This is a genomic window from Bacillus sp. NPDC094077, assembly GCF_050279465.1.
Taxonomy (GTDB): domain Bacteria; phylum Bacillota; class Bacilli; order Bacillales; family Bacillaceae_G; genus Bacillus_A.
In genome coordinates, this window is record NZ_JBNNUF010000002.1 from 248920 (window position 1) to 268645 (window position 19726).

Annotated in this window: 21 protein-coding genes and 1 pseudogene; 18 read left to right on the forward strand and 4 right to left on the reverse strand. The window is 33.9% G+C overall.

The window, feature by feature from the left end; translation table 11 throughout:
• Window positions 1–57: 57 nt before the first annotated feature.
• The 12 genes and pseudogenes from ACQKNR_RS06035 to ACQKNR_RS06090 form a co-directional block, all read left to right on the forward strand.
• Complete coding sequence (locus ACQKNR_RS06035; protein WP_427316129.1) at window positions 58–1203, forward strand: acyl-CoA dehydrogenase; 1146 nt, start codon at window positions 58–60, stop codon at window positions 1201–1203.
• A gap of 14 nt (window positions 1204–1217) precedes the next feature.
• Window positions 1218–2555, forward strand: a complete 1338-nt coding sequence (locus tag ACQKNR_RS06040; protein WP_427316131.1) for an acetyl-CoA carboxylase biotin carboxylase subunit — start codon at window positions 1218–1220, stop codon at window positions 2553–2555.
• Between the two features lie 26 nt (window positions 2556–2581).
• Window positions 2582–2797, forward strand: a complete 216-nt coding sequence (locus ACQKNR_RS06045) for an acetyl-CoA carboxylase biotin carboxyl carrier protein subunit (RefSeq protein WP_001985297.1) — start codon at window positions 2582–2584, stop codon at window positions 2795–2797.
• A 21-nt stretch (window positions 2798–2818) separates the two neighbouring features.
• On the forward strand, window positions 2819–3730 hold the full coding sequence (mvaB, locus tag ACQKNR_RS06050) for a hydroxymethylglutaryl-CoA lyase (protein ID WP_427316133.1): 912 nt from the start codon (window positions 2819–2821) through the stop codon (window positions 3728–3730).
• Between the two features lie 4 nt (window positions 3731–3734).
• Window positions 3735–4523, forward strand: a complete 789-nt coding sequence (locus ACQKNR_RS06055; protein WP_427316135.1) for an enoyl-CoA hydratase — start codon at window positions 3735–3737, stop codon at window positions 4521–4523.
• Between the two features lie 2 nt (window positions 4524–4525).
• On the forward strand, window positions 4526–6067 hold the full coding sequence (locus ACQKNR_RS06060) for an acyl-CoA carboxylase subunit beta (RefSeq protein ID WP_427316137.1): 1542 nt from the start codon (window positions 4526–4528) through the stop codon (window positions 6065–6067).
• 49 nt (window positions 6068–6116) lie between these two features.
• Window positions 6117–8057: an AMP-binding protein gene (locus ACQKNR_RS06065; protein WP_427316138.1), complete on the forward strand. Its 1941-nt coding sequence runs from the start codon at window positions 6117–6119 to the stop codon at window positions 8055–8057.
• Window positions 8058–8336: 279 nt separating this feature from the next.
• Entirely contained in the window at window positions 8337–8693 is a 357-nt protein-coding gene (locus ACQKNR_RS06070) for a hypothetical protein (RefSeq protein ID WP_427316140.1), read from the forward strand.
• Between the two features lie 118 nt (window positions 8694–8811).
• Window positions 8812–9330: a GNAT family N-acetyltransferase gene (locus tag ACQKNR_RS06075; protein WP_427316142.1), complete on the forward strand. Its 519-nt coding sequence runs from the start codon at window positions 8812–8814 to the stop codon at window positions 9328–9330.
• A 52-nt stretch (window positions 9331–9382) separates the two neighbouring features.
• Window positions 9383–9943 carry a hypothetical protein gene (locus ACQKNR_RS06080; RefSeq protein WP_427316144.1) on the forward strand — a complete coding sequence of 187 codons (561 nt, stop codon included), beginning with the start codon at window positions 9383–9385 and terminating at the stop codon, window positions 9941–9943.
• The gene (locus ACQKNR_RS06085; protein ID WP_427316146.1) at window positions 9936–10676 is read left to right on the forward strand and encodes an alpha/beta fold hydrolase; all 741 of its coding nucleotides are present in this window, start codon (window positions 9936–9938) and stop codon (window positions 10674–10676) included. Before ACQKNR_RS06080 ends, ACQKNR_RS06085 begins: the two co-directional genes overlap by 8 nt.
• A 151-nt stretch (window positions 10677–10827) precedes the next feature.
• A pseudogene (locus tag ACQKNR_RS06090) lies at window positions 10828–11283 on the forward strand (DinB family protein); the annotation flags it as partial.
• Between the two features lie 58 nt (window positions 11284–11341).
• Here the strand turns inward: ACQKNR_RS06090 and ACQKNR_RS06095 are convergent.
• The 3 genes from ACQKNR_RS06095 to ACQKNR_RS06105 all read right to left on the reverse strand — a co-directional run bounded on the left by ACQKNR_RS06095 (window position 11342) and on the right by ACQKNR_RS06105 (window position 14382).
• Window positions 11342–12358, reverse strand: coding sequence for a D-alanyl-D-alanine carboxypeptidase family protein (locus ACQKNR_RS06095; RefSeq protein WP_427316148.1), 1017 nt, complete (start codon window positions 12356–12358; stop codon window positions 11342–11344).
• 181 nt (window positions 12359–12539) lie between these two features.
• Window positions 12540–13697, reverse strand: a complete 1158-nt coding sequence (locus ACQKNR_RS06100) for a sensor histidine kinase (RefSeq protein WP_427316150.1) — start codon at window positions 13695–13697, stop codon at window positions 12540–12542.
• Complete coding sequence (locus tag ACQKNR_RS06105) at window positions 13687–14382, reverse strand: response regulator transcription factor (RefSeq protein WP_427316152.1); 696 nt, start codon at window positions 14380–14382, stop codon at window positions 13687–13689. The genes ACQKNR_RS06100 and ACQKNR_RS06105 overlap by 11 nt, the downstream gene beginning before the upstream one ends.
• A gap of 197 nt (window positions 14383–14579) precedes the next feature.
• Between ACQKNR_RS06105 and yqeK the strand changes: the two genes are divergently transcribed.
• The 6 genes from yqeK to ACQKNR_RS06135 are packed head-to-tail and all read left to right on the forward strand — an operon-like array spanning window position 14580 to window position 18893.
• Window positions 14580–15188, forward strand: a complete 609-nt coding sequence (gene yqeK / locus ACQKNR_RS06110; protein WP_427316154.1) for a bis(5'-nucleosyl)-tetraphosphatase (symmetrical) YqeK — start codon at window positions 14580–14582, stop codon at window positions 15186–15188.
• 13 nt (window positions 15189–15201) lie between these two features.
• Window positions 15202–15876 (forward strand): DUF3885 domain-containing protein, encoded by a 675-nt coding sequence (locus ACQKNR_RS06115; RefSeq protein ID WP_427316155.1) that lies wholly within the window; start codon window positions 15202–15204, stop codon window positions 15874–15876.
• Window positions 15873–16610: a 5'-methylthioadenosine/S-adenosylhomocysteine nucleosidase gene (mtnN, locus tag ACQKNR_RS06120; protein WP_427316157.1), complete on the forward strand. Its 738-nt coding sequence runs from the start codon at window positions 15873–15875 to the stop codon at window positions 16608–16610. Before ACQKNR_RS06115 ends, mtnN begins: the two co-directional genes overlap by 4 nt.
• A 16-nt stretch (window positions 16611–16626) precedes the next feature.
• The gene (locus ACQKNR_RS06125; protein ID WP_427316159.1) at window positions 16627–17262 is read left to right on the forward strand and encodes an SDR family oxidoreductase; all 636 of its coding nucleotides are present in this window, start codon (window positions 16627–16629) and stop codon (window positions 17260–17262) included.
• A gap of 14 nt (window positions 17263–17276) precedes the next feature.
• The gene (locus ACQKNR_RS06130; RefSeq protein WP_427316161.1) at window positions 17277–18017 is read left to right on the forward strand and encodes a class I SAM-dependent methyltransferase; all 741 of its coding nucleotides are present in this window, start codon (window positions 17277–17279) and stop codon (window positions 18015–18017) included.
• Window positions 18018–18044: 27 nt separating this feature from the next.
• Window positions 18045–18893, forward strand: coding sequence for a GNAT family N-acetyltransferase (locus tag ACQKNR_RS06135; protein ID WP_427316162.1), 849 nt, complete (start codon window positions 18045–18047; stop codon window positions 18891–18893).
• Between the two features lie 635 nt (window positions 18894–19528).
• Here the strand turns inward: ACQKNR_RS06135 and ACQKNR_RS06140 are convergent.
• Window positions 19529–19636, reverse strand: coding sequence for an LPXTG cell wall anchor domain-containing protein (locus ACQKNR_RS06140; RefSeq protein ID WP_427316164.1), 108 nt, complete (start codon window positions 19634–19636; stop codon window positions 19529–19531).
• Between the last annotated feature and the right edge of the window lie 90 nt (window positions 19637–19726).

Genomic DNA, 19726 nt, shown 5'->3' on the forward strand with positions numbered 1-19726 from the left:
GTAGTAGAAACTCGCACGCTGTCGAAACTCAATATTCGATAAGGGGTGTGTAGCGGAATGGAATTTACTCTAACTCGCGAAAAACAAATGATTAAAGAAATGGTACGTGACTTTGCTGAAAAGGAAATTGCACCGAAAGCTGTATATTATGACAAAACTGCGGAATTTCCATATGAAACATTTCAAAAAATGGGCGAACTAGGATTATTAGGCATCCCATTCCCAGAAGAGTATGGAGGTTCAGGTGGCGATACTGTATCGTACGCGTTAGCGGTTGAAGAAATTGGTCGTGCTTGTGGTGGTACTGGTTTAAGCTATGCTGCAACAATTTCATTAGGGGCTTCTCCAATTTATTATTTCGGTACAGAAGAACAAAAACAAAAGTATTTAGTTCCAATGGCATCAGGTAAAACTTTAGGTGCTTTCGGATTAACGGAGCCGAACGCTGGATCAGATGCAGGGGGCACACAAACGAAAGCGGTATTAGATGGTGATGAGTATGTAATTAGTGGAGAAAAATGTTGGATCACAAACGCAGAGTATGCAAATACAATTATTGTAACCGCTGTCAACGGTGTTGAAGAGAATGGTAGAAAACGTATTTCTGCATTTATCGTACCGACTACAAGTGAAGGATTAACGATTTCAAGTCCTTACGATAAGATGGGTGTTCGCGCTTCTAATACATGTGAAATCGTACTTGATGGTGTTCGTGTACCGAAAGAAAATATACTTGGTGATGTAAATAAAGGATTTAAACAATTCTTATATACACTTGATGGAGGGCGTATTTCAATCGCAGCATTAGCTGTAGGTATTGCGCAATCTGCATTTGAACGTGCACTACAATATGCGAAAGAACGTCAACAATTTGGAAAAACGATTTCTAATTTCCAAGCGATTCAATTTAAATTAGCTGATATGGCGACTGAAGTAGAGCTAGCGCGTAATTTAGTACATAAAGCAGCGTGGTTAAAAGATAACGATAAACCTTTCGGTAAAGAAGCGGCTATGGCAAAACTATTTGCATCTGAAGCGGCAAGTCGTATTGCAAATCAAGCAGTACAAATCCATGGTGGATATGGCTATATGCGTGAATATGAAGTTGAACGACATATTCGCGATGCAAAACTATTAGAAATTGGTGAAGGAACTTCTGAAATTCAACGTCTCGTAATTGCAAGACACTTAGGATGTAGATAAAAGGAGGAATCACTATGTTTCAAAAAATATTAATTGCTAATCGCGGAGAAATTGCAGTTCGTATTATGAAAACTTGTCAAAAACTTGGGATTCGTACCGTCGCTATTTATTCTGAAGCAGATGAAAATGCCCTTCATGTGAAAATGGCAAATGAAGCTTACTTAGTAGGTGGACCGCGTGTACAAGAAAGCTATTTAAACCTTGAAAAAATTATTGAAATAGCAAAGAAGACAAATGCTGAAGCAATCCATCCGGGGTACGGATTATTATCAGAGAATCCATCTTTTCCGATTCGCTGTAAAGAAGAGGGAATCGTATTTATCGGTCCTTCAGAAGAAATCATTACTAAGATGGGAAGTAAAATTGAATCACGTTTAGCAATGCAAGCAGCAGATGTACCAGTAGTTCCAGGCATTACTACAAATATTGAAACTGCTGAAGAAGCAATTGAAATTGCAAAACAAATTGGTTATCCATTAATGCTTAAGGCATCCGCAGGCGGCGGAGGCATTGGAATGCAGTTGATGGAAACTGAGCAAACGCTCACCAAAGCGTTTGAAAGTAATAAGACAAGAGCGCAAAACTTCTTTGGTAACGGAGAAATGTACTTAGAGCGCTATATAGCAGATGCACACCATATTGAAATTCAGCTTTTAGCAGATACACATGGAAACACAGTGTATCTATGGGAGCGTGAATGTTCCGTGCAGCGCCGAAATCAAAAAGTAATTGAAGAAGCACCTTCACCATTTTTAGATGAAGGTACAAGAAAAGCGATGGGAGAAGTTGCTGTACAAGCTGCTAAAGCACTTGGTTATACAAATGCAGGTACAGTTGAGTTTCTTGTAGATGATCAGAAAAACTTCTATTTCTTAGAAATGAATACGAGATTACAAGTAGAACATCCAGTTACGGAAGAAATTACTGGATTAGACCTTGTAGAACAACAACTCCTTATCGCAAGTGGTGAAAAGCTATCATTTACACAGGATGATGTGAAACGTAGTGGTCATGCCATTGAAGCTCGTATTTATGCAGAAGATCCAAAAACATTCTTCCCATCACCTGGAAAAATTACAGATCTAACATTACCGTCAAATGTACGTATCGATCACTTCTTAGAGAATCATGTAACAATCACACCTTTCTATGATCCGATGATTGCGAAAGTTATTGCTCATGGTGAAACTCGTGAAGAAGCAATTTTGAAATTACATGATGCTTTAGAAGAATTAAAAGTAGAAGGCATTAAAACGAACACGCCAATGTTGCTGAAAGTATTAGAAGACGAAGTGTTCAAAGATGGCATTTATACAACTGGTTTTGTAACGAAACAACTTGTTAAAAAATAAGATTTAACAATACTAAGGGGGAAAAAATGATGACGAAAGTATATGCATCGATGGCAGGAAACGTTTGGAAGATTGTTGTAGGAGTAGGAGATACAGTAGAGGAAGAGCAGGATGTCGTCATTTTGGAATCTATGAAAATGGAAATTCCAATCGTTTCAGAAGAAGCCGGAACTGTAATGAAAATTAATGTACAAGAAGGCGATTTTGTAAATGAAGGAGATGTATTACTAGAAATTGAATAGGGAGATATAGGGGGAAGCGAATTGAAACTACCTAATTTTGCTGTCATTAAAGAAGTAGGACCACGTGATGGTTTACAGAATGAAAAAAAGATTGTTGGCACAAAAGATAAAGTAAAATGGATTCAACTACTTACAGAAGCAGGATTGTCGTACGTTGAAGTTTCCTCATTCGTTCACCCAAAATGGGTCCCTGCATTAGCAGATGCAAGTGATGTGTTTTCTGAGCTAAAAAGGGATCCAAATGTTACATATGCAGCGCTTGTTCCAAATCAAAATGGTTTGGAACGAGCTTTTTTGCAAAATGTAGATGAGGTGAACGTTTTTTTATCAGCAAGTGAATCTCATAATAAAAGTAATATTAATAAATCAATTAAAGAAGCATTAGCTGTAATTGAAGATATAACGAAACAGGCAACATTTGAAGGGAAAAAAGTAAGAGGCTATGTTTCTACTGTATTTGGTTGTCCTTATGAAGGAGATATTAGTGTTGAAGCGGTTGATGAATTATGTAACCAACTATTTTCATACGGCATTTATGAAGTTTCTCTTGGGGATACAATCGGTGTAGCAAATCCGTTACAAGTAGAACAAGTATTAGATCATTTATTAAAGAAGTATGATACTTCGCAGTTTGCCATGCATTTTCATAATACGTATGGAATGGCACTTGCAAATGTAGTTAAGTCTTTAGAATATGGTATTACAGCTTTTGATAGTTCTTGTGGTGGACTCGGAGGTTGTCCTTATGCACCTGGAGCATCAGGAAATGTTGCAACTGATGACTTAGTGCATATGCTCCATAAGTTAGGGATTCAAACAAATATAGACGAAGAGAAGTTATTGAAAGCTAGTCAATTTATTCAAAGTAAGTTAAATATCCAATTACCGAGTCATGTGTATAGAGCGCTTCAACATAAAACAATAAGTAGGTGAGAAGATGCTACAATTACAAAACATTTCCGTTGACTATGTAACACCTCAAGTTGTAAAGATTTCGTTATATCGTGAAAGACAGGCAAACTCATTATCTTTAGCGTTATTAGAAGAATTACAAAATATATTAACGCAAATAAGTGAAGAGTCAAATACACGTGTAGTTATATTAACTGGAGCTGGTGAAAAAGCGTTTTGTGCTGGTGCTGATTTAAAAGAGCGTGCCAACATGAATGAAGAACAAGTTCGCCATGCTGTTAGTATGATTCGTTCTACTATGGAGATGGTTGAACAATTACCACAACCAGTTATTGCCGCTATTAATGGAATCGCTCTTGGTGGAGGTACTGAATTAAGCTTAGCTTGTGATTTTAGAATTGCTTCTGAAAATGCAAGCCTCGGTCTTACTGAAACTACACTTGCAATTATACCCGGAGCAGGTGGTACGCAGCGTTTACCTAGATTAATTGGCGTTGGTAGAGCGAAAGAATTAATCTATACAGGAAGACGTATTTCAGCTCAAGAAGCAAAAGAATATGGTTTAGTAGAATATGTTGTACCAGCTGAAAGATTAGAAGAAAAAGCGATTGAGATTGCAGAGAAAATTGCTAGTAATGGACCAATTGCTGTTCGATTAGCAAAAGAAGCGATTTCAAATGGTATTCAAGTAGATTTACATACCGGATTACAAATGGAAAAACAAGCGTATGAGGGAGTAATCCATACGAAAGATAGATTAGAAGGATTACAGGCATTCAAGGAAAAACGCAAACCTATGTATAAGGGGGAGTAAATATGTTAGACCAAAAACAACAATCTAATTCATTTGAAGAACGAGTTGAAACAATTAGGCAAGGCGGGGCACCGAAATATCATGAACAAAACAAAGCAAAAGGAAAGCTATTTGTTCGAGATCGCTTAGCGCTTCTATTTGATAATGGCGAATATGTAGAAGATGCATTATTTGCAAATTGTGAACAAACAGGATTACCAGCTGACGGCGTAGTAACTGCGACTGGAAAAATTCATGGTCGTACTGCGTGCGTAATGGCAAATGATTCAACAGTAAAGGCTGGGTCATGGGGATCACGTACAGTTGAGAAGATTTTACGCATTCAAGAAACGGCTGAAAAATTACGTGTGCCATTGTTTTATTTAGTTGACTCTGCTGGGGCACGTATTACAGATCAAGTAGAAATGTTCCCAGGGCGCCGTGGTGCAGGAAGAATTTTTTATAATCAAGTGAAATTATCAGGTAAAGTTCCGCAAATTTGTTTACTATTTGGGCCTTCTGCCGCAGGTGGTGCGTATATTCCAGCCTTTTGTGACGTTGTTATGATGGTGGAAGGAAATGCATCTATGTATTTAGGATCTCCTCGTATGGCTGAAATGGTTATTGGCGAGAAGGTAACTTTAGAAGAAATGGGCGGAGCACGTATGCATTGCTCAGTATCAGGATGCGGAGACGTATTATGTAAGACAGAAGAAGATGCAATTACGCAAGCAAGACAATACATTTCATATTTTCCAAGCAACTACTTAGAAAAGACTCCATTGATTACACCTCAAGAACCGAAACAGTTCGATAAAACGTTAGAACAAATCATTCCAGAAAATCAAAATGCTCCATTTAATATGAAAGACCTTATTAATCGTATCATTGACGAGGGTTCTTTCTTTGAAGTGAAAAAACTATTTGCTCAAGAGTTAATTACAGGTTTAGCGCGTATTGATGGTAAACCAGTTGGCATTATTGCTAATCAGCCACGTATGAAAGGCGGCGTATTATTCCACGATTCTGCTGATAAAGCAGCTAAATTTATTAATTTATGTGATGCATATCATATTCCATTATTATTCCTTGCAGATGTACCAGGGTTTATGATTGGTACAAAAGTAGAGCGCGCTGGTATTATTCGTCACGGTGCAAAAATGATTTCTGCAATGAGTGAAGCAACTGTACCGAAAATTTCTATCGTTGTTCGTAAAGCATATGGAGCTGGTTTATATGCAATGGCAGGTCCAGCCTTTGAACCAGATTGCTGCTTAGCGTTACCGACAGCTTCTATTGCAGTAATGGGTCCAGAAGCAGCGGTCAATGCTGTATATGCAAATAAAATTGCCGCTTTACCAGAAGAAGAGCGTGCAAGCTTCATTGCTGAAAAACGTGAAGAGTATAAGAAAGATATCGATATTTATCATTTAGCATCAGAGATGGTGATTGATGGTATTGTTCATCCAAACAATTTACGAGAAGAGTTAAAAGGACGATTCGAAATGTATATGAGTAAATATCAAGTATTCACAGATCGTAAACATCCTGTATATCCAGTTTAAAAGCCCTATTTAGGGCTTTCTTGCTCAAAAAGTCAAGGAGGGGAAAACATTGAAACAAGCAGTTTGGTTTCCAACAGAAGAGTATAAAGAAAAAACGCGTTTATATGGTTGGATGAAATCATTGGGCTATGAAGATTATGAAGCTTTTTATAATAAGTCAATTGAAGAAACAGCGTGGTTTTGGGGAGAGGCTGAAAAAGCAGTAGGCTATCAATGGATGAAACCTTATACAGAGGTGTTAGATTTAGAAAATGGTACACCGTTTGCACAGTGGTATACTGGCGGAACATGTAACGTTGTAGAATCAGCTTTATCCCGCTGGCTTGCAGATGATGAAATAAGAACACAGCCAGCACTTCAGTACGAAGGGGAAGATGGAACTTCAAAATCATTTACATATGAAGAGCTTGACAGCTGGGTAAGCCGTGTTGCGAATGGTTTGAAACACGCTGGCATTGAGAAAGGTGAGCGTGTAACAATTTATATGCCGATGATTCCCGAAACAGTTGTTGCGATGTTGGCTGTAATGAAAATAGGAGCGATTATTTCACCAATATTCTCAGGATTTGCTGCGGATGCGGTAATGACACGCGTACAAGCGGCTGGTTCAAAAATGATTATTACAGCAGATGGATTTTCACGCCGAGGTAAAGTTGTTTCATTAAAAGATGAAGTAGATAAAGCTTGTGAACATTGCCCAACTGTTGAAAAAGTTGTAATTGTTCGTCATGCAGGAAATAATTTTACACCGCATAATTACGATTTTTCGTGGAGTACGTTAGAGAAAGAAAAACCATTTACACATGCTGAAGAAATGCATAGTGATGATCCTTTAATGCTCATTTATACATCCGGAACGACTGGGAAACCAAAAGGAACGGTACACACGCATGCTGGATTTCCTTTGAAAGCAGCTTTTGATGCAGGATTTGGAATGAATATTAAACAAGGTGACCGCGTATTATGGGTAACTGACATGGGCTGGATGATGGGGCCATTTTTATTATTCGGCTCACTCATAAATGGAGCAACGATGGTTATGTACGAAGGTGTTCCAGACTTCCCAGAAGCAGATCGCTTATGGGAGACAGTTGATAAATATGAAATTACTCATCTCGGTATTTCGCCAACATTAATTCGTGCATTAATGGCAAAAGGTGATGAGTATGTAAATAAACACTCATTAAAGAGTTTAGAAGTATTCGCGTCAACTGGAGAACCATGGAATCCAGATCCTTGGATGTGGTTGTTTGAAACAGTTGGAAAAAATAATGTACCAATTTGCAATTATTCAGGAGGAACTGAAATTTCAGGTGGGATATTCGGGAATGTGCTTATTAAGCCAATTGCACCAATTAGTTTTAACGCATCTTTACCAGGAATGGCAGCGGTTGTACTTGATAATCAAGGTAAACCAATTCGTGATGAAGTTGGAGAATTATGTTTAGAGAAACCTTGGGTTGGAATGACGAAAAGTTTCTGGGAAGATGATGAACGTTATGTAAACACGTATTGGTCACGTTTTGCAAATAAATGGGTACATGGAGATTGGGTCATTTACGACGGAGAGCAATACATCATCACAGGACGTTCAGATGATACGTTAAATATTGCAGGTAAACGTATAGGACCTGCTGAATATGAATCTATTCTTGTGAAACATAATGATGTGATAGAAGCAGCAGCAATTGGTGTACCTGATGATGTAAAAGGTGAGGTTTGTCATTGCTTTGTAGTATTACGAGATGGTGTAATATTTACAGCAGAATTAAAGAAAGAATTAATGAGTTTAGTAAACTCTCATATTGGAAAAGCATTATGCCCTAAAGATATTCACGTTGTAGAAGATTTACCAAAAACACGAAATTCTAAAGTGATGCGACGCGTCATTAAGGCTGCATACTTAGGAAAAGAATTAGGCGATTTATCGTCACTTGTAAATCCAGAAGTAGTTCCGTATATTCAGGGGCTACAGTCTAGTAAATTATAAAATTAAAAGTATTTATGATGTGAACTGGCCTCTAATTGTTAGAGGTCAGTTTTTATTTTTTCTCGCATTACAATGAATAATAAAAAGAAGATATTTTCTTATCGTTAATGAGCATATTCCAAGTATTAAAATGGAAATTCATACAGCAATACATTTGTTTTTTATGTACATAGGATGATTTAGTACAAGTGTTTGTTTTTTTCTTTCTATATTTTTGCCTCGTACACTTTTAAGCTAGTGGACATACTTTATTAATAGAAATGATTAGGGGGTGAGGTTTTGGGTTCTCGATTTAATAATTGTAGAAAAAAATGTACGTGTAAACATGATGATTGTTGGGATATTTTTGAAGAGTGTAAAAAGGAAAAGCATGAGAAATGTGACAACTCTTGTGTACAAGGAATTAGAGACGAGCTTAAAAAATTAATTAATAAAACAGTGCGAATTAACACTGAAGGACGTACTTATATAGGTATTGTTTCTTCTGTAACTTGCGATGTTGTTAAGCTAGCTGCTATTCCTGGTTCAGTTGCAGCAATTATATCTCTTTGTAAAATTGAAGCAATTTTACCACCTGCTACAACTGTTGCTGATGAGTTTGATTTTAACGGTGTTGACGTAGCAAATAAAGAGTAATTATGCTTTATTTATGCTAAGCCATTCTTATGAATGGCTTTTTATTTTGTTTAAAAGGGAATATATTTTTCATATAGAAATAAATTTGAAGGTGTATAAAAGGTTGTGTGAAAGGAGAATGAGAGTGATTAAGCTGAAACAATTTACAAGAACTGATTTCAAACAATTAATTAATTGGATCGATTCCGAAGAATTTTTAATACAATGGTCAGGAAATGCATTTACATATCCTTTAAATGAACAGCAATTAGATAAATATATAGAAAGTGCCAAAACACTCGCTTTCAAAGTAATAGATGAAGAGACTGAAGAAGTAATTGGTCATATTTCACTTGGGCAAATAGACAATATAAATAAGTCTGCGAGGATTGGAAAAGTGTTAGTTGGTGATACAAAAGTGAGAGGACGTTCTATAGGTAAACATATGATGAAAGCAGTACTTTATATTGCTTTTGAACAATTGAAACTGCATAGAGTAACTCTTGGTGTTTATGATTTTAATACGTCGGCCATTTCATGTTATGAAAAAATAGGATTTGTAAAAGAAGGTTTATTAAGGGATTCAAAAAAAGTAGGAGAAATGTATTGGAATTTATGGGAAATGAGTATGTTAGAATATGAATGGAACAATAAATAACAATAGTATTTTATAATTATATTATGTTAACAAAAGGGGGTTGGTGGGAATCATGGATAAAAAAGCTAAAATAATTTCGATTGCAGCAGTTTCAGGGGGAGGTAAAACTACAATTACAGAAAGATTATCTTATGAATTAAAAAATTCAAAGGCTCTTTATTTTGATAATTATAAATTTGATAACTGTCCTGCTGATATTTGTAAATGGATTGATGATGGAGCAAATTATGATGAATGGGTACTTACACCATTAATAAATGATATTCAGCATTTTATACAAGATAGTAATTTAGACTATATTATTGTAGATTATCCTTTTGCATACTTAAATAGTGAAATGCGAAAATTTATTGATGTAACTATATTTATCGATACACCTTTAGATATTGCGATGGCAAGAAGAATTTTGCGGGATTTTAAAGAAGATACAATGAGTGAAATACATAATGATTTAAAGCATTATATAACATATGCTAGAAAAGCTTATTTAGAGGCGATCTATACTGTAAAGCCGAATTCGGATGTTGTTTTGGATGGATCTTTACCTGTAGGTGAAATAATTGATTATATTGTAGAGGAACTTAGTCGAAGAGAAGTGATCATCAATGGTTAAATGTATAGAGGAATATGTACAAGTTGATAACTTTAAAATATATACCAAAATATTCCGAGGCAAGAAGCAGCAGCCTGTTATTATAATGGAAGCAGGTTATGGTGATTATTCAAAGGCATGGGATCATATTGCTGAAGGACTGACGGAATGTGGGACGGTACTTACATATGATCGAGCTGGATTAGGGAAAAGTGGGAAGAGTTCCAAGCGACGTATTAGTTCTGAAATGGTAAAAGATTTAAGAAGTTGCTTAAAGCAATTACAACTTAAGCCACCCTATATTTTTGTAGGTCATTCATTTGGTGGTATAAATGCACGTTTATTTACGGCTTTTTATCCCGAAGATATGTTGGGAATCGTTTTGGTTGATTCGACACCAGAAAATTATAAAGAAGCTTTTTTGCCAATAATGTCTACAGAATTTCAAGAAGCTTACTATAACCAATTTATATATGAAAGTTCATATGAAGAGTTTATGTTTAGTCTAGGTGAAGCAGATAAACATTGTAAATCAATAAGTGATATTCCACTTATCGTGTTAGCTGCTGGTAAAAAAGATTTTTATTCGCAAGCCGCACAACTGAAATGGTTACAATTACAAGAAAAATTATTACAATTATCAACCAAAAATAAATTTATAATTGCAGAACATAGCGGTCACTATATTCAAAAAGATGAGCCACATTATATTATAGATGCTGTTAAGTGGATCATTGGGGTAGGGGAGAGATAAATGTGCACACTTTACCCCGCATTAACGGGCAGTAAGACTCCGACCTCAAAATTCGGCGAATGCGAGAGAGTTAGGTGGGAGATCAACTGCCCGTAAACGCCCGATTGGTTCAACTAATAATCAGTGGAGGGAGCCCCCCACTGATTAAAGTTTCACTTTATTTCAATATAATTGGCAAGTAAGAGATGATTGGTTTAAATGGTGTGAACAACTTACAGTGGAAGAATTACTTCGCAAACGTGTTGGCGGTGTTGGAAGTATCTTAGAAACACTATTCCATATTGTAGATGTTGAGTATAGCTGGATTTGTGATTTGAAAGGAAAGGAAGTAGATGAGCCGCAGTTCAAGGGTTATCAATCAATCCCAAAAGTGAAAGCACTGTCCATTTTATATAACAAGGATTTAGAGGGATTTGTACAATCGTGGACAGAAGACTTAGAGAATAAAATATTGAAAGTTTCATGGACGAATGAAGAATATAAGTATGGAGAAGTGTTACGACATGTCATTGTACATGAAATCCATCATATTGGTCAGCTATCTATATGGGCAAGAGAGTTAAATCTTCAGCCTGTTTCAGCGAATTTAATTGGAAGAGGATTATAGACTTAAAAACCGACTTGCACTACAAACGCTAGTCGGTTTTTATATATAAGAAGATTTCTTAGTTGAAATCCTCGGATTTTTTTTGACGTATATGTAAAAACATTAAAATTGTAATGATGAAAAAAATCATCATCGTTTGTATGATTAAATTTTTAAATTGAAGCAATATTGACCAAGATGTAAGAGCATCTTTAAAAGCTTGGAGTGCAGAGTAGGAGGAAGGGTCAAAACCGTACTGTAGTAATTTTTTTGTTTCGATAAAAGTACGGTTTTCTTCATCGGCTTCTAATATTACTGAAATTAATCTAGTATCCCCTAGTTTAGCTGTACCGACAAAACTATAATTACCGTTAGTTGGAAAACTAGTTTGCAAGCCATCAACACCTTGGAGTTTAATTTTTTCATTAAGGGAATAAATCATTTTATTTGTGTTGAAAACTTGGGAATCTTTGAAGGTAAATTGGTAAGAGGTTAGTTTCGTAATATTCAGTACATCTGGAAAATCTTTTACTAATTGTGTTGCTAGTTTAGCTGCGTCTATCGCTGTTGTACTAGGTTGTTTATTTTTTTCGTTATTAACTCCAGTAGAGTTTAGAAATGGAGATGTTTGTGATAACTTTAGTTGTTTAGCTTTTTCGTTCATTAACATTGTAAAGCTATCTTCATTTCCGGCAATGTGTTCTGCTAGTGCGAGCGCAGAACGATTATTTCCTGTTAAAAGCAATGCATGAAGTAAATCGCGAACAGTCGTTTTATCCTTCGATGTTACTTGTATAGGGCTTGTTTCTACTTGGAATACTTCGTTATTTATTTTTACTAATTCATCTAACTGTATTTTTCTGTCATTCAGTTGTTCCAATACGATATACTCTGTCATTAATTTAGATAAAGTAGCTGATTGTATAGGAGTTTTTTCATTTTTTTTATAAACAACTTCACCAGAATTAGCATCTATTAAAATAGCTGATTTAGCTTGGATAATTGGACCATTTACATAAAGATAAAAATATAAAACGATAAGTGCAGTAATGAGAAAAGATAATAATAAAACTGTTATTTTTTTTAAGAATTGCATAAGCGATCCTCCTACTAATACATCAATAACAATATTGTAAGAGGGAATGCTTAATTAGGAAGAAAGAAAAGGTAAAGAATTTCTAAAGAATTTTAAAGTATTATTAAAAATTGGATGTTTATGGAAAACGAAAGGTTCAATTTCTTATTAGATAAGAAATTGAACCTAAAATTATGTTGTATTAACATTTATATGGAAGTAGTTTTACAGTGAAAGTTGTTTTTTTAGCATCACTATATACTTCAATTGTTCCTTTATGCAATTCGACAATACTTTTTGCAATTGCTAATCCGAGCCCAGATCCACCAGTGTTTGTTGAGCGTGATTTCTCAACGCGATAAAAACGTTCAAAAATATGAGGTAAATCCGTACTAGGAATAGGCTGTCCATAATTTGTTATATCAATTGTAATCATATTATTGCTTTCATAAGCAGTAAGGTCAATATAGCCACCATCGTTTCCATAAGCGATAGCGTTTATAATAAGGTTTTCAAACACGCGTACTAATTTGTCTCCATCAGCTAATACCATGAGTTTTTGAGAGGGGAAAGAAGGTCGACATTTTATATTAGCTTCTTGAACCTGTATTCGGAATTGAACAGTTAATTGTCCAAGTAGCTCTACGATATCAATGGGAACAGAATATAAACTCAACTCTTTATTTTGAACACGTGTATATTCAAACAAGTCATTCATTAATGCGTTTAGACGTGTTACTTTATCATAAATGACTTGTATATAATGACGCAATTCCACTTCATCTCTATAATTATCATGATGGATTAAATTCACGTATCCAACTATAGATGTAAGGGGAGTACGTAAATCATGTGATACATTTGTAATTAGCTCGCTTTTTGCTTGTTCCGCCTGTCTTTCTTCATCAATCGAGACTTTTAATTGTTCAACAATTTCATTAACCCCGGTTGCTAAATCTTCTAGATAATTATGATTTACGATGGAAACTTTATGATTAAAATTTCCACTTGCAATATAACGAATCTCTTCTATCATTTTTTTAATACAAGTTTCATAGTAAAGCTTTCTTTCATGACGATAAAAAATATATAGATAGGATGAGAAAATAGAGAATAAAAACAAATAAGAAACAATCATCATCCAGAGAGATTCCTTTAGCCCTTTATATTTTTCGTGGCCGAAAATTCTAATGAACTCTTTGCCGAGTTCACTTAAAGTAAGAGAACTTTCAATTATACTCGTAACGAGGCGATATATAATTAATTCGGTAATAGGAGTTAGTGTGATAGCTAGTAAGAGCCAAAAAATAATTTTCCATTTTGGAATATCTTTTAAAATATCGAACGCTTCATTTCTCAATTTTATAGCCTACTCCCCAAACAGTATGAATAAATTTTTCTCCATTCATTACTGTTTCAAGTTTATCACGCAAATTACTAATATGGACCATTACAGTTTTATTTGAACCATAACCATCTTCATTCCAAACACGTTCAAATATTTCTTCGGAACTAAATACTCTTCCTGTATTGCTTGCAAGTAAATATAAAATATCAAATTCAATAGATGTAAGCTTAATATACTCGTTATTTACTTTAACAGTATGATTATGCTTATGGATTTCAGCTGTTCGAATACGAATGATACCATCTTCTTTCTTTTTAGTAGCAGTGTTTTGGAAAGAGGATCTTCTCAACAAAGCTTTCACTCTAGCCACTAGTTCTAGTGGATTGAATGGTTTAATCATATAATCATCTGCACCTGTCATAAGCCCTAATATTTTGTCCATATCTTCAGCCTTTGCACTAAGCATAAGAATAGGCACAGTATTATTTTCACGAACTTCTTGACAAACTTCTAGTCCGTTTCGTTTCGGCATCATAATATCTAAAATCATAAGATCTACTTCATATGTAGATACCATTTGCAAGGCTTCATCACCATCATAAGCTTTAAAAATGTTATAACCTTCATTTCGCAAATAAACAGCGAGTAATTCTACAATATCTTTATCATCATCAATTATTAATATGTTTTTATTCATTATTTAGTTAGTTCCTTTCCTTACAAATCATCAACATTACTATAATAACAAACATTTATGTACTTTGTAGCAAAGATTCCACATGAAATTTCATGTAACGTATAAAAAAGGGATTAAAATATTTATAACGAATACAAAATAAAAAGGACATTTAAATTCTATATTATAATGAAAGTTAGTTATAAGGGGGATTTGCTATGTTATATAATGATATATATTCATTTATTCTAAGTGGAAAAATAGAAAACGATATTAAAGCTTTTTTACTAAAATATAATAAAGAATTTACATATAAACATTCAATTCGCGTGGCAAATGAAGCACGAAAGATAGCGATAATGTTTCATGAAAATGAAGAGAAAGCAGAAATTGCAGGGTTTTTACATGATATTAGTGCAATCTTTCCAAACGAGGAGCGGATTAAAGTTGCTGAAGAATTTGGAATTGAAATATTACAAGAAGAACGGAAATTTCCAATGATTATTCATCAAAAATTATCGAGAGTAATCGCAAAAGAGATATTTAAAGTGGAAGATGAAGTTGTATTAAATGCAATTGGTTGCCACACTACGTTGCGAAAATACGCAACGAAGATGGATTTAGTGTTGTTCGTTGCAGATAAAATAGAATGGGATCAAAATGGAACACCACTATATTTAGTAGAAGTAAAAAAAGGACTGAAAAAATCTTTGGAACATGCTGCTTTTGTATATATTTCATATTTGTGGGAAAGAAAAGATACATTGAAAGTTATACATCCGTGGCTAGAAGAAGCATATTGGCATTTAAAAGAAATTGTAAAGTAGAAAGGATATAAAAATGCAATTAAAAGAATATATGAATCAAATATTTCCAGGTGTTACATTAGTACCGTACATATACTCTCAGTGGGAAAATCATCTGCATTTTGATTTTGGGAAAGATAAATATCACTTCAAAGAGAGAACAGATGAATATAATATGGATTATTTTTATCAGTTATATAAGTACAATAAAGAAGTATTCCATGATATATTCTCAAAAAAAGATACAGTGTTTTTAGTGACAAATGTTTATAGATTTAAAAAGGAAAATATAAAAAATTCGCAGAAAATAAATGTATATAACCGCTTTATTAAAAAGAGAGCTTTAAAGTTTCACATAAGACAAGAAACGGTACCTTTTTTATTTGAAGATGAAGAAGCCGAATTATACTGTACGTATCAATTCGCTTTAAAATGCCTTGCTGAAGATATAAATTATGTACCATTAATTCAAGCTACTAATCATGAAGATTTTCCAGGGCTGTACCCACGTTTTGGGCGCAAGAAAGAAATTTCTTATCCAGATGTATTTCTCATAAATGCAACGAAAGATACTGTCATGTTTATTTACGATGATAGAGGATGTGAAGTAATTGCGAAGAATAAAGAAATAATACGGGATTTATATGAGAAATACAAAGAGTGGATTCCAGATTATGAACGAGAAAGTATAGATAACTTATTTAAATGACAATAGGGGAAGTGAAGCGTGTAATGAAACGTATCGCAATCGTATCCGCATGGGAACCAGAACTTACGTATTTGCATCAACATTATCCGAGTGAACGTGTTGAAAAAAAAGCAGCTTGGGAATTTCATTTTCATACTATTAATGAGCTGGAAATTATATCAGTTATTACTGGTGTCGGTAAAGTAAGTTGCGCTAGTTGCGTACAATTGTTAATTAGTGAGTTTCAGCCAGATGAGCTATTTATGACAGGAATATGCGGAAGTCTATCAAACAAGGTGAACAATGGTCATATTATAGTGGCCCTTAATGCAATACAACACGATGTTACTGCTGCTGGTTCAGGGGAAGATGTTTTTAACTTATACGATGGTAGAACAGCACCTATTGAAACAACTAAATCACTTGTAAGAAGAATTAAAAAAATACGATCTTATGATCCTGTTCATTTCGGTACATTCTTATCTGGAGATCAGCGTATACGTAGTTCAGAAATGAGATATTTACTGCATACTGTATACGGAGCTTTAGCGGTTGATCAAGAAGTGGCAGCGTTCGCTTATGTGTGCCATATAAATAAAAAACCTTTTTTATGTTTAAAAGCTGCTTCGGATCAAGCGAACGATAAAACGAAAGAAGAACAAAAAATTTTTAAAATGCTAGCGTGCGAACGAGCTTGTGAACACTTAATTGCTTTTTTACGTGTTTATGAGATTACTGTAGTAAATAATAGATAGTTAGAGGGTTTTAATATTGGAAACTACAAATAAAATAGCGATTCTTGGTGCGAATGGAAAAGCCGGAAAATTCCTCGTAAATCAAGCGTTAGAAAAGGGATATCAAGTAAAAATATTAACGAGAAATTCTAAAAATATGACGATAACTAATGAAAATATAGAGACTATTATTGGGGATGCATGTGACTTTTCTACAATACAGGAATTACTTAAAGGTTGTAGCGCTGTAATTAATGCGGTAGGTCAACCGAAAAATGAACCTTATATTTTTAGTACAGTTACGAAGCATATTTTAGAAGTAATGAAGGAGTTTGAAGTAAAACGTTATATTCTAATTTCTGGCGGCTCTTTAAATGTAACAGGAGATCAGAAGGGCGTTGTAAATAAAATAGGGGCTAACTTGTTTAAATTATTTTTACCAAAGATGATGCAGGATAAATATAAAGAAATGCAAATTATCCAACGTAGTGATGTAGATTGGACAATTGTTAGATTACCATTTGTTATAGAGGGAAATGGCATTGGAAATATAACAGAGAGTTTGGTAGATATGCCAGGAATCAAAATTCAAAATGGAGATATTGCACCATTTGTTATAAAACAAATAAATAGTGAGACATATATAGGAAAATGTCCATTCATTTCAAATTAAGGGGTGGAATAATATTGCTTACGTATTATGGTGAACTTTGCACAAAAATATATGAAAGTGATAAATCAATTGCGACCGGAAAAGAATTGGAATTTTATCTTTCTTTTATAAAAGATAAAAACATGAAAGTGTTAGAACCGATGTGTGGAAATGGTAGAATGCTAATTCCTTTTATGCAAAATGGTGTGGATATAGAAGGATTCGATATTTCGGAAGATATGCTTAAAGTGTGTAAAGAAAAAGCAGAAAAATTAAACTTAAAAGCCGTTGTGTCACAAGAGAGAATAGAAGAATACCATAGTGATAAAAAATACGATCTTATTATGATTCCTTTTGGATCATTTTCGCTTTTACCAAATAATTTAGTAGATATTAGTCTTCAAAACATGAAAAACAACTTAAAGGAAAAGGGAAAATTCCTTTTGACAGTTGTACAGAGTGGAAATGAAACGGAAGACATCTTAGACTGGATTGAGACAAATAGAAAAGAAATTCATGATGAATTAATTGTTGAATATAGAAAAGTAGCATATGATGAAGCACAAAAACTTTTAAATATTAAATTGAAATATGAAGTTGTTCACGATGAGAATGTAGTAGAAACTGAGATTATGGATTTTCCTATAAGACTATATGATCTAAAAGAATTTAAAAATATACTTATTGCAATTGGATTTAGTCAAGTTGGTGTTCATGAAATAAAAGATGGATATGGTGAAGGGAATTCATTTCATGTGTTTGAGTGTAGTGTATAACAAGTCATAGCGGAGGAGTATACTTATATGATTCAATACAAAAGATGTAGTGAAGTGAATATAGATTTAGTGTATGAAGCTTTTAAGGACGGATTTTCAGATTATATTATTAAAATGGATGTTTCAAAAGAAGATTTCATTAAGAGATTTTTTGGTCCAGAAGGAAATTCGTTAGAACACTCCTATCTTGCTCTAGATGGTGACGAATCTGTTGGCGTAATACTTGGTGGTATTAAGGTTTATGAAAGTATAAAAACGATGCGTTGTGGAACATTAGCGGTTCATCCTAATTATCGCGGCATTGGTGTAAGTCAAAAGTTATTTGAACTGCATAAAGAAGAGGCGATTCAAAATGGATGCAAGCAACTTTTTCTTGAAGTTATTGTAGGTAACGACCGAGCGATTAATTTTTATAATAAATTAGGTTATGAAAAAGTGTATGATCTTTCTTATTATAATTTAAATGATGTAACTAAAATAATGAATAAGGATTATAAAGATATTGAAGTCAAACAATTAGACTTTCCAACATTTAAAGTTGAAATTCAGAAATGGTTAAACTTCCATATAAATTGGCAAAATGATCTTGATTATATCGAAAAAACAAATAATACATTTTATGGGGCATATATCGATAATAAATTAAAAGGCTCTGTATGTGTAAATGAACAAGGTAAAATTAGCTTTATTTTCGTGAATAAACACTATAGAAATATGGGCATAGGAGCGAAACTATTACAAGTGACAATTGAAGAATTGAAATTATCCAGTTTAGCAATTGGATTTCCTAATAATAGTTTACTTGAAGGTTTTTTAAAGAAATGTGGGTTTGAGAAAAATTCTTTGTCTCAATATGAAATGTATTTGTTACTATAAAAGCGGAAGGAATTATTCTTTTCGCTTTTTATTTTTGTACTATAAGCGTAAAATGTTTCTCACCTATAATCTGTAAATAACCTGTGAGGTAATTTCCCTACATACTATATGTGGAGTTCTTTTTATCCCGCATTAACGGGCAGTAAAACTCCCACCTCAAAATTCGGTTGGAGCAAAGAAGTTAGGTGGGAGATCAACTGCCCGTAAAAGCCCGATTGGTTCAACTAATAATCAGTGGGGGATGGACAAAACCCCCACTGATTAAAGTTTCACTTTATTAGACGGTTATTTAAAAGGGATAAAAACAGAAGGGAACGTTCTATTATATCGTTTGTAGTCGGGGGGATTTCACATGAAATAAAACTTATATAATCTTAGCTTGATGGCGATAGGGCGGTACCTCATTGCTCTTTATTTTTGCTATATTTTCCATTTCATTGAAGATCTTTCATTCATTTTAAATATTCTTTTTATAATTAATTAGCGATCAGTATAGCATATAGAAACAGCCCTTAGGAAAAGAATTTTTTAACTTTAAACTAAACAAAGTGTGACTTGAATAGAAAGTGGTAGCTGAAAAATCAGGGATGAATTAGCTACCACTAAATTCGTTATTAAATCTTATTATTAAGCTTTTAAATTGGATTTTTGTTCTTTTTTCGAGAAGAAATTATACCGGAAATTGCACCAGATATTGCACCAATCAAAGTCATAAAAATTGTACTCCATACTGCAAATGACATAATTAGCCTTCCTAATAATAAAATGTTTTAACTATATATTTATTATATAACAATTAACAGATTTTTTAGGGATTAAAAATAAGGATTAAG

Excerpts from the sequence above, each read along its gene's own strand:
- ACQKNR_RS06080 (WP_427316144.1), top strand. The coding sequence starts at position 9,383 with ATGGATAAAAAAGCTAAAATAATTTCGATTGCAGCAGTTTCAGGGGGA.
- mtnN (WP_427316157.1), top strand. The coding sequence starts at position 15,873 with ATGACAATAGGGGAAGTGAAGCGTGTAATGAAACGTATCGCAATCGTA.
- ACQKNR_RS06045 (WP_001985297.1), top strand. The coding sequence starts at position 2,582 with ATGATGACGAAAGTATATGCATCGATGGCAGGAAACGTTTGGAAGATT.
- ACQKNR_RS06115 (WP_427316155.1), top strand. The coding sequence starts at position 15,202 with ATGCAATTAAAAGAATATATGAATCAAATATTTCCAGGTGTTACATTA.
- ACQKNR_RS06035 (WP_427316129.1), top strand. The coding sequence starts at position 58 with ATGGAATTTACTCTAACTCGCGAAAAACAAATGATTAAAGAAATGGTA.
- ACQKNR_RS06085 (WP_427316146.1), top strand. The coding sequence starts at position 9,936 with ATGGTTAAATGTATAGAGGAATATGTACAAGTTGATAACTTTAAAATA.
- ACQKNR_RS06055 (WP_427316135.1), top strand. The coding sequence starts at position 3,735 with ATGCTACAATTACAAAACATTTCCGTTGACTATGTAACACCTCAAGTT.
- yqeK (WP_427316154.1), top strand. The coding sequence starts at position 14,580 with ATGTTATATAATGATATATATTCATTTATTCTAAGTGGAAAAATAGAA.
- ACQKNR_RS06060 (WP_427316137.1), top strand. The coding sequence starts at position 4,526 with ATGTTAGACCAAAAACAACAATCTAATTCATTTGAAGAACGAGTTGAA.
- ACQKNR_RS06075 (WP_427316142.1), top strand. The coding sequence starts at position 8,812 with ATGAGAGTGATTAAGCTGAAACAATTTACAAGAACTGATTTCAAACAA.
- ACQKNR_RS06135 (WP_427316162.1), top strand. The coding sequence starts at position 18,045 with ATGATTCAATACAAAAGATGTAGTGAAGTGAATATAGATTTAGTGTAT.
- ACQKNR_RS06140 (WP_427316164.1), bottom strand. The coding sequence starts at position 19,636 with ATGTCATTTGCAGTATGGAGTACAATTTTTATGACTTTGATTGGTGCA.
- ACQKNR_RS06105 (WP_427316152.1), bottom strand. The coding sequence starts at position 14,382 with ATGAATAAAAACATATTAATAATTGATGATGATAAAGATATTGTAGAA.
- ACQKNR_RS06095 (WP_427316148.1), bottom strand. The coding sequence starts at position 12,358 with ATGCAATTCTTAAAAAAAATAACAGTTTTATTATTATCTTTTCTCATT.
- ACQKNR_RS06040 (WP_427316131.1), top strand. The coding sequence starts at position 1,218 with ATGTTTCAAAAAATATTAATTGCTAATCGCGGAGAAATTGCAGTTCGT.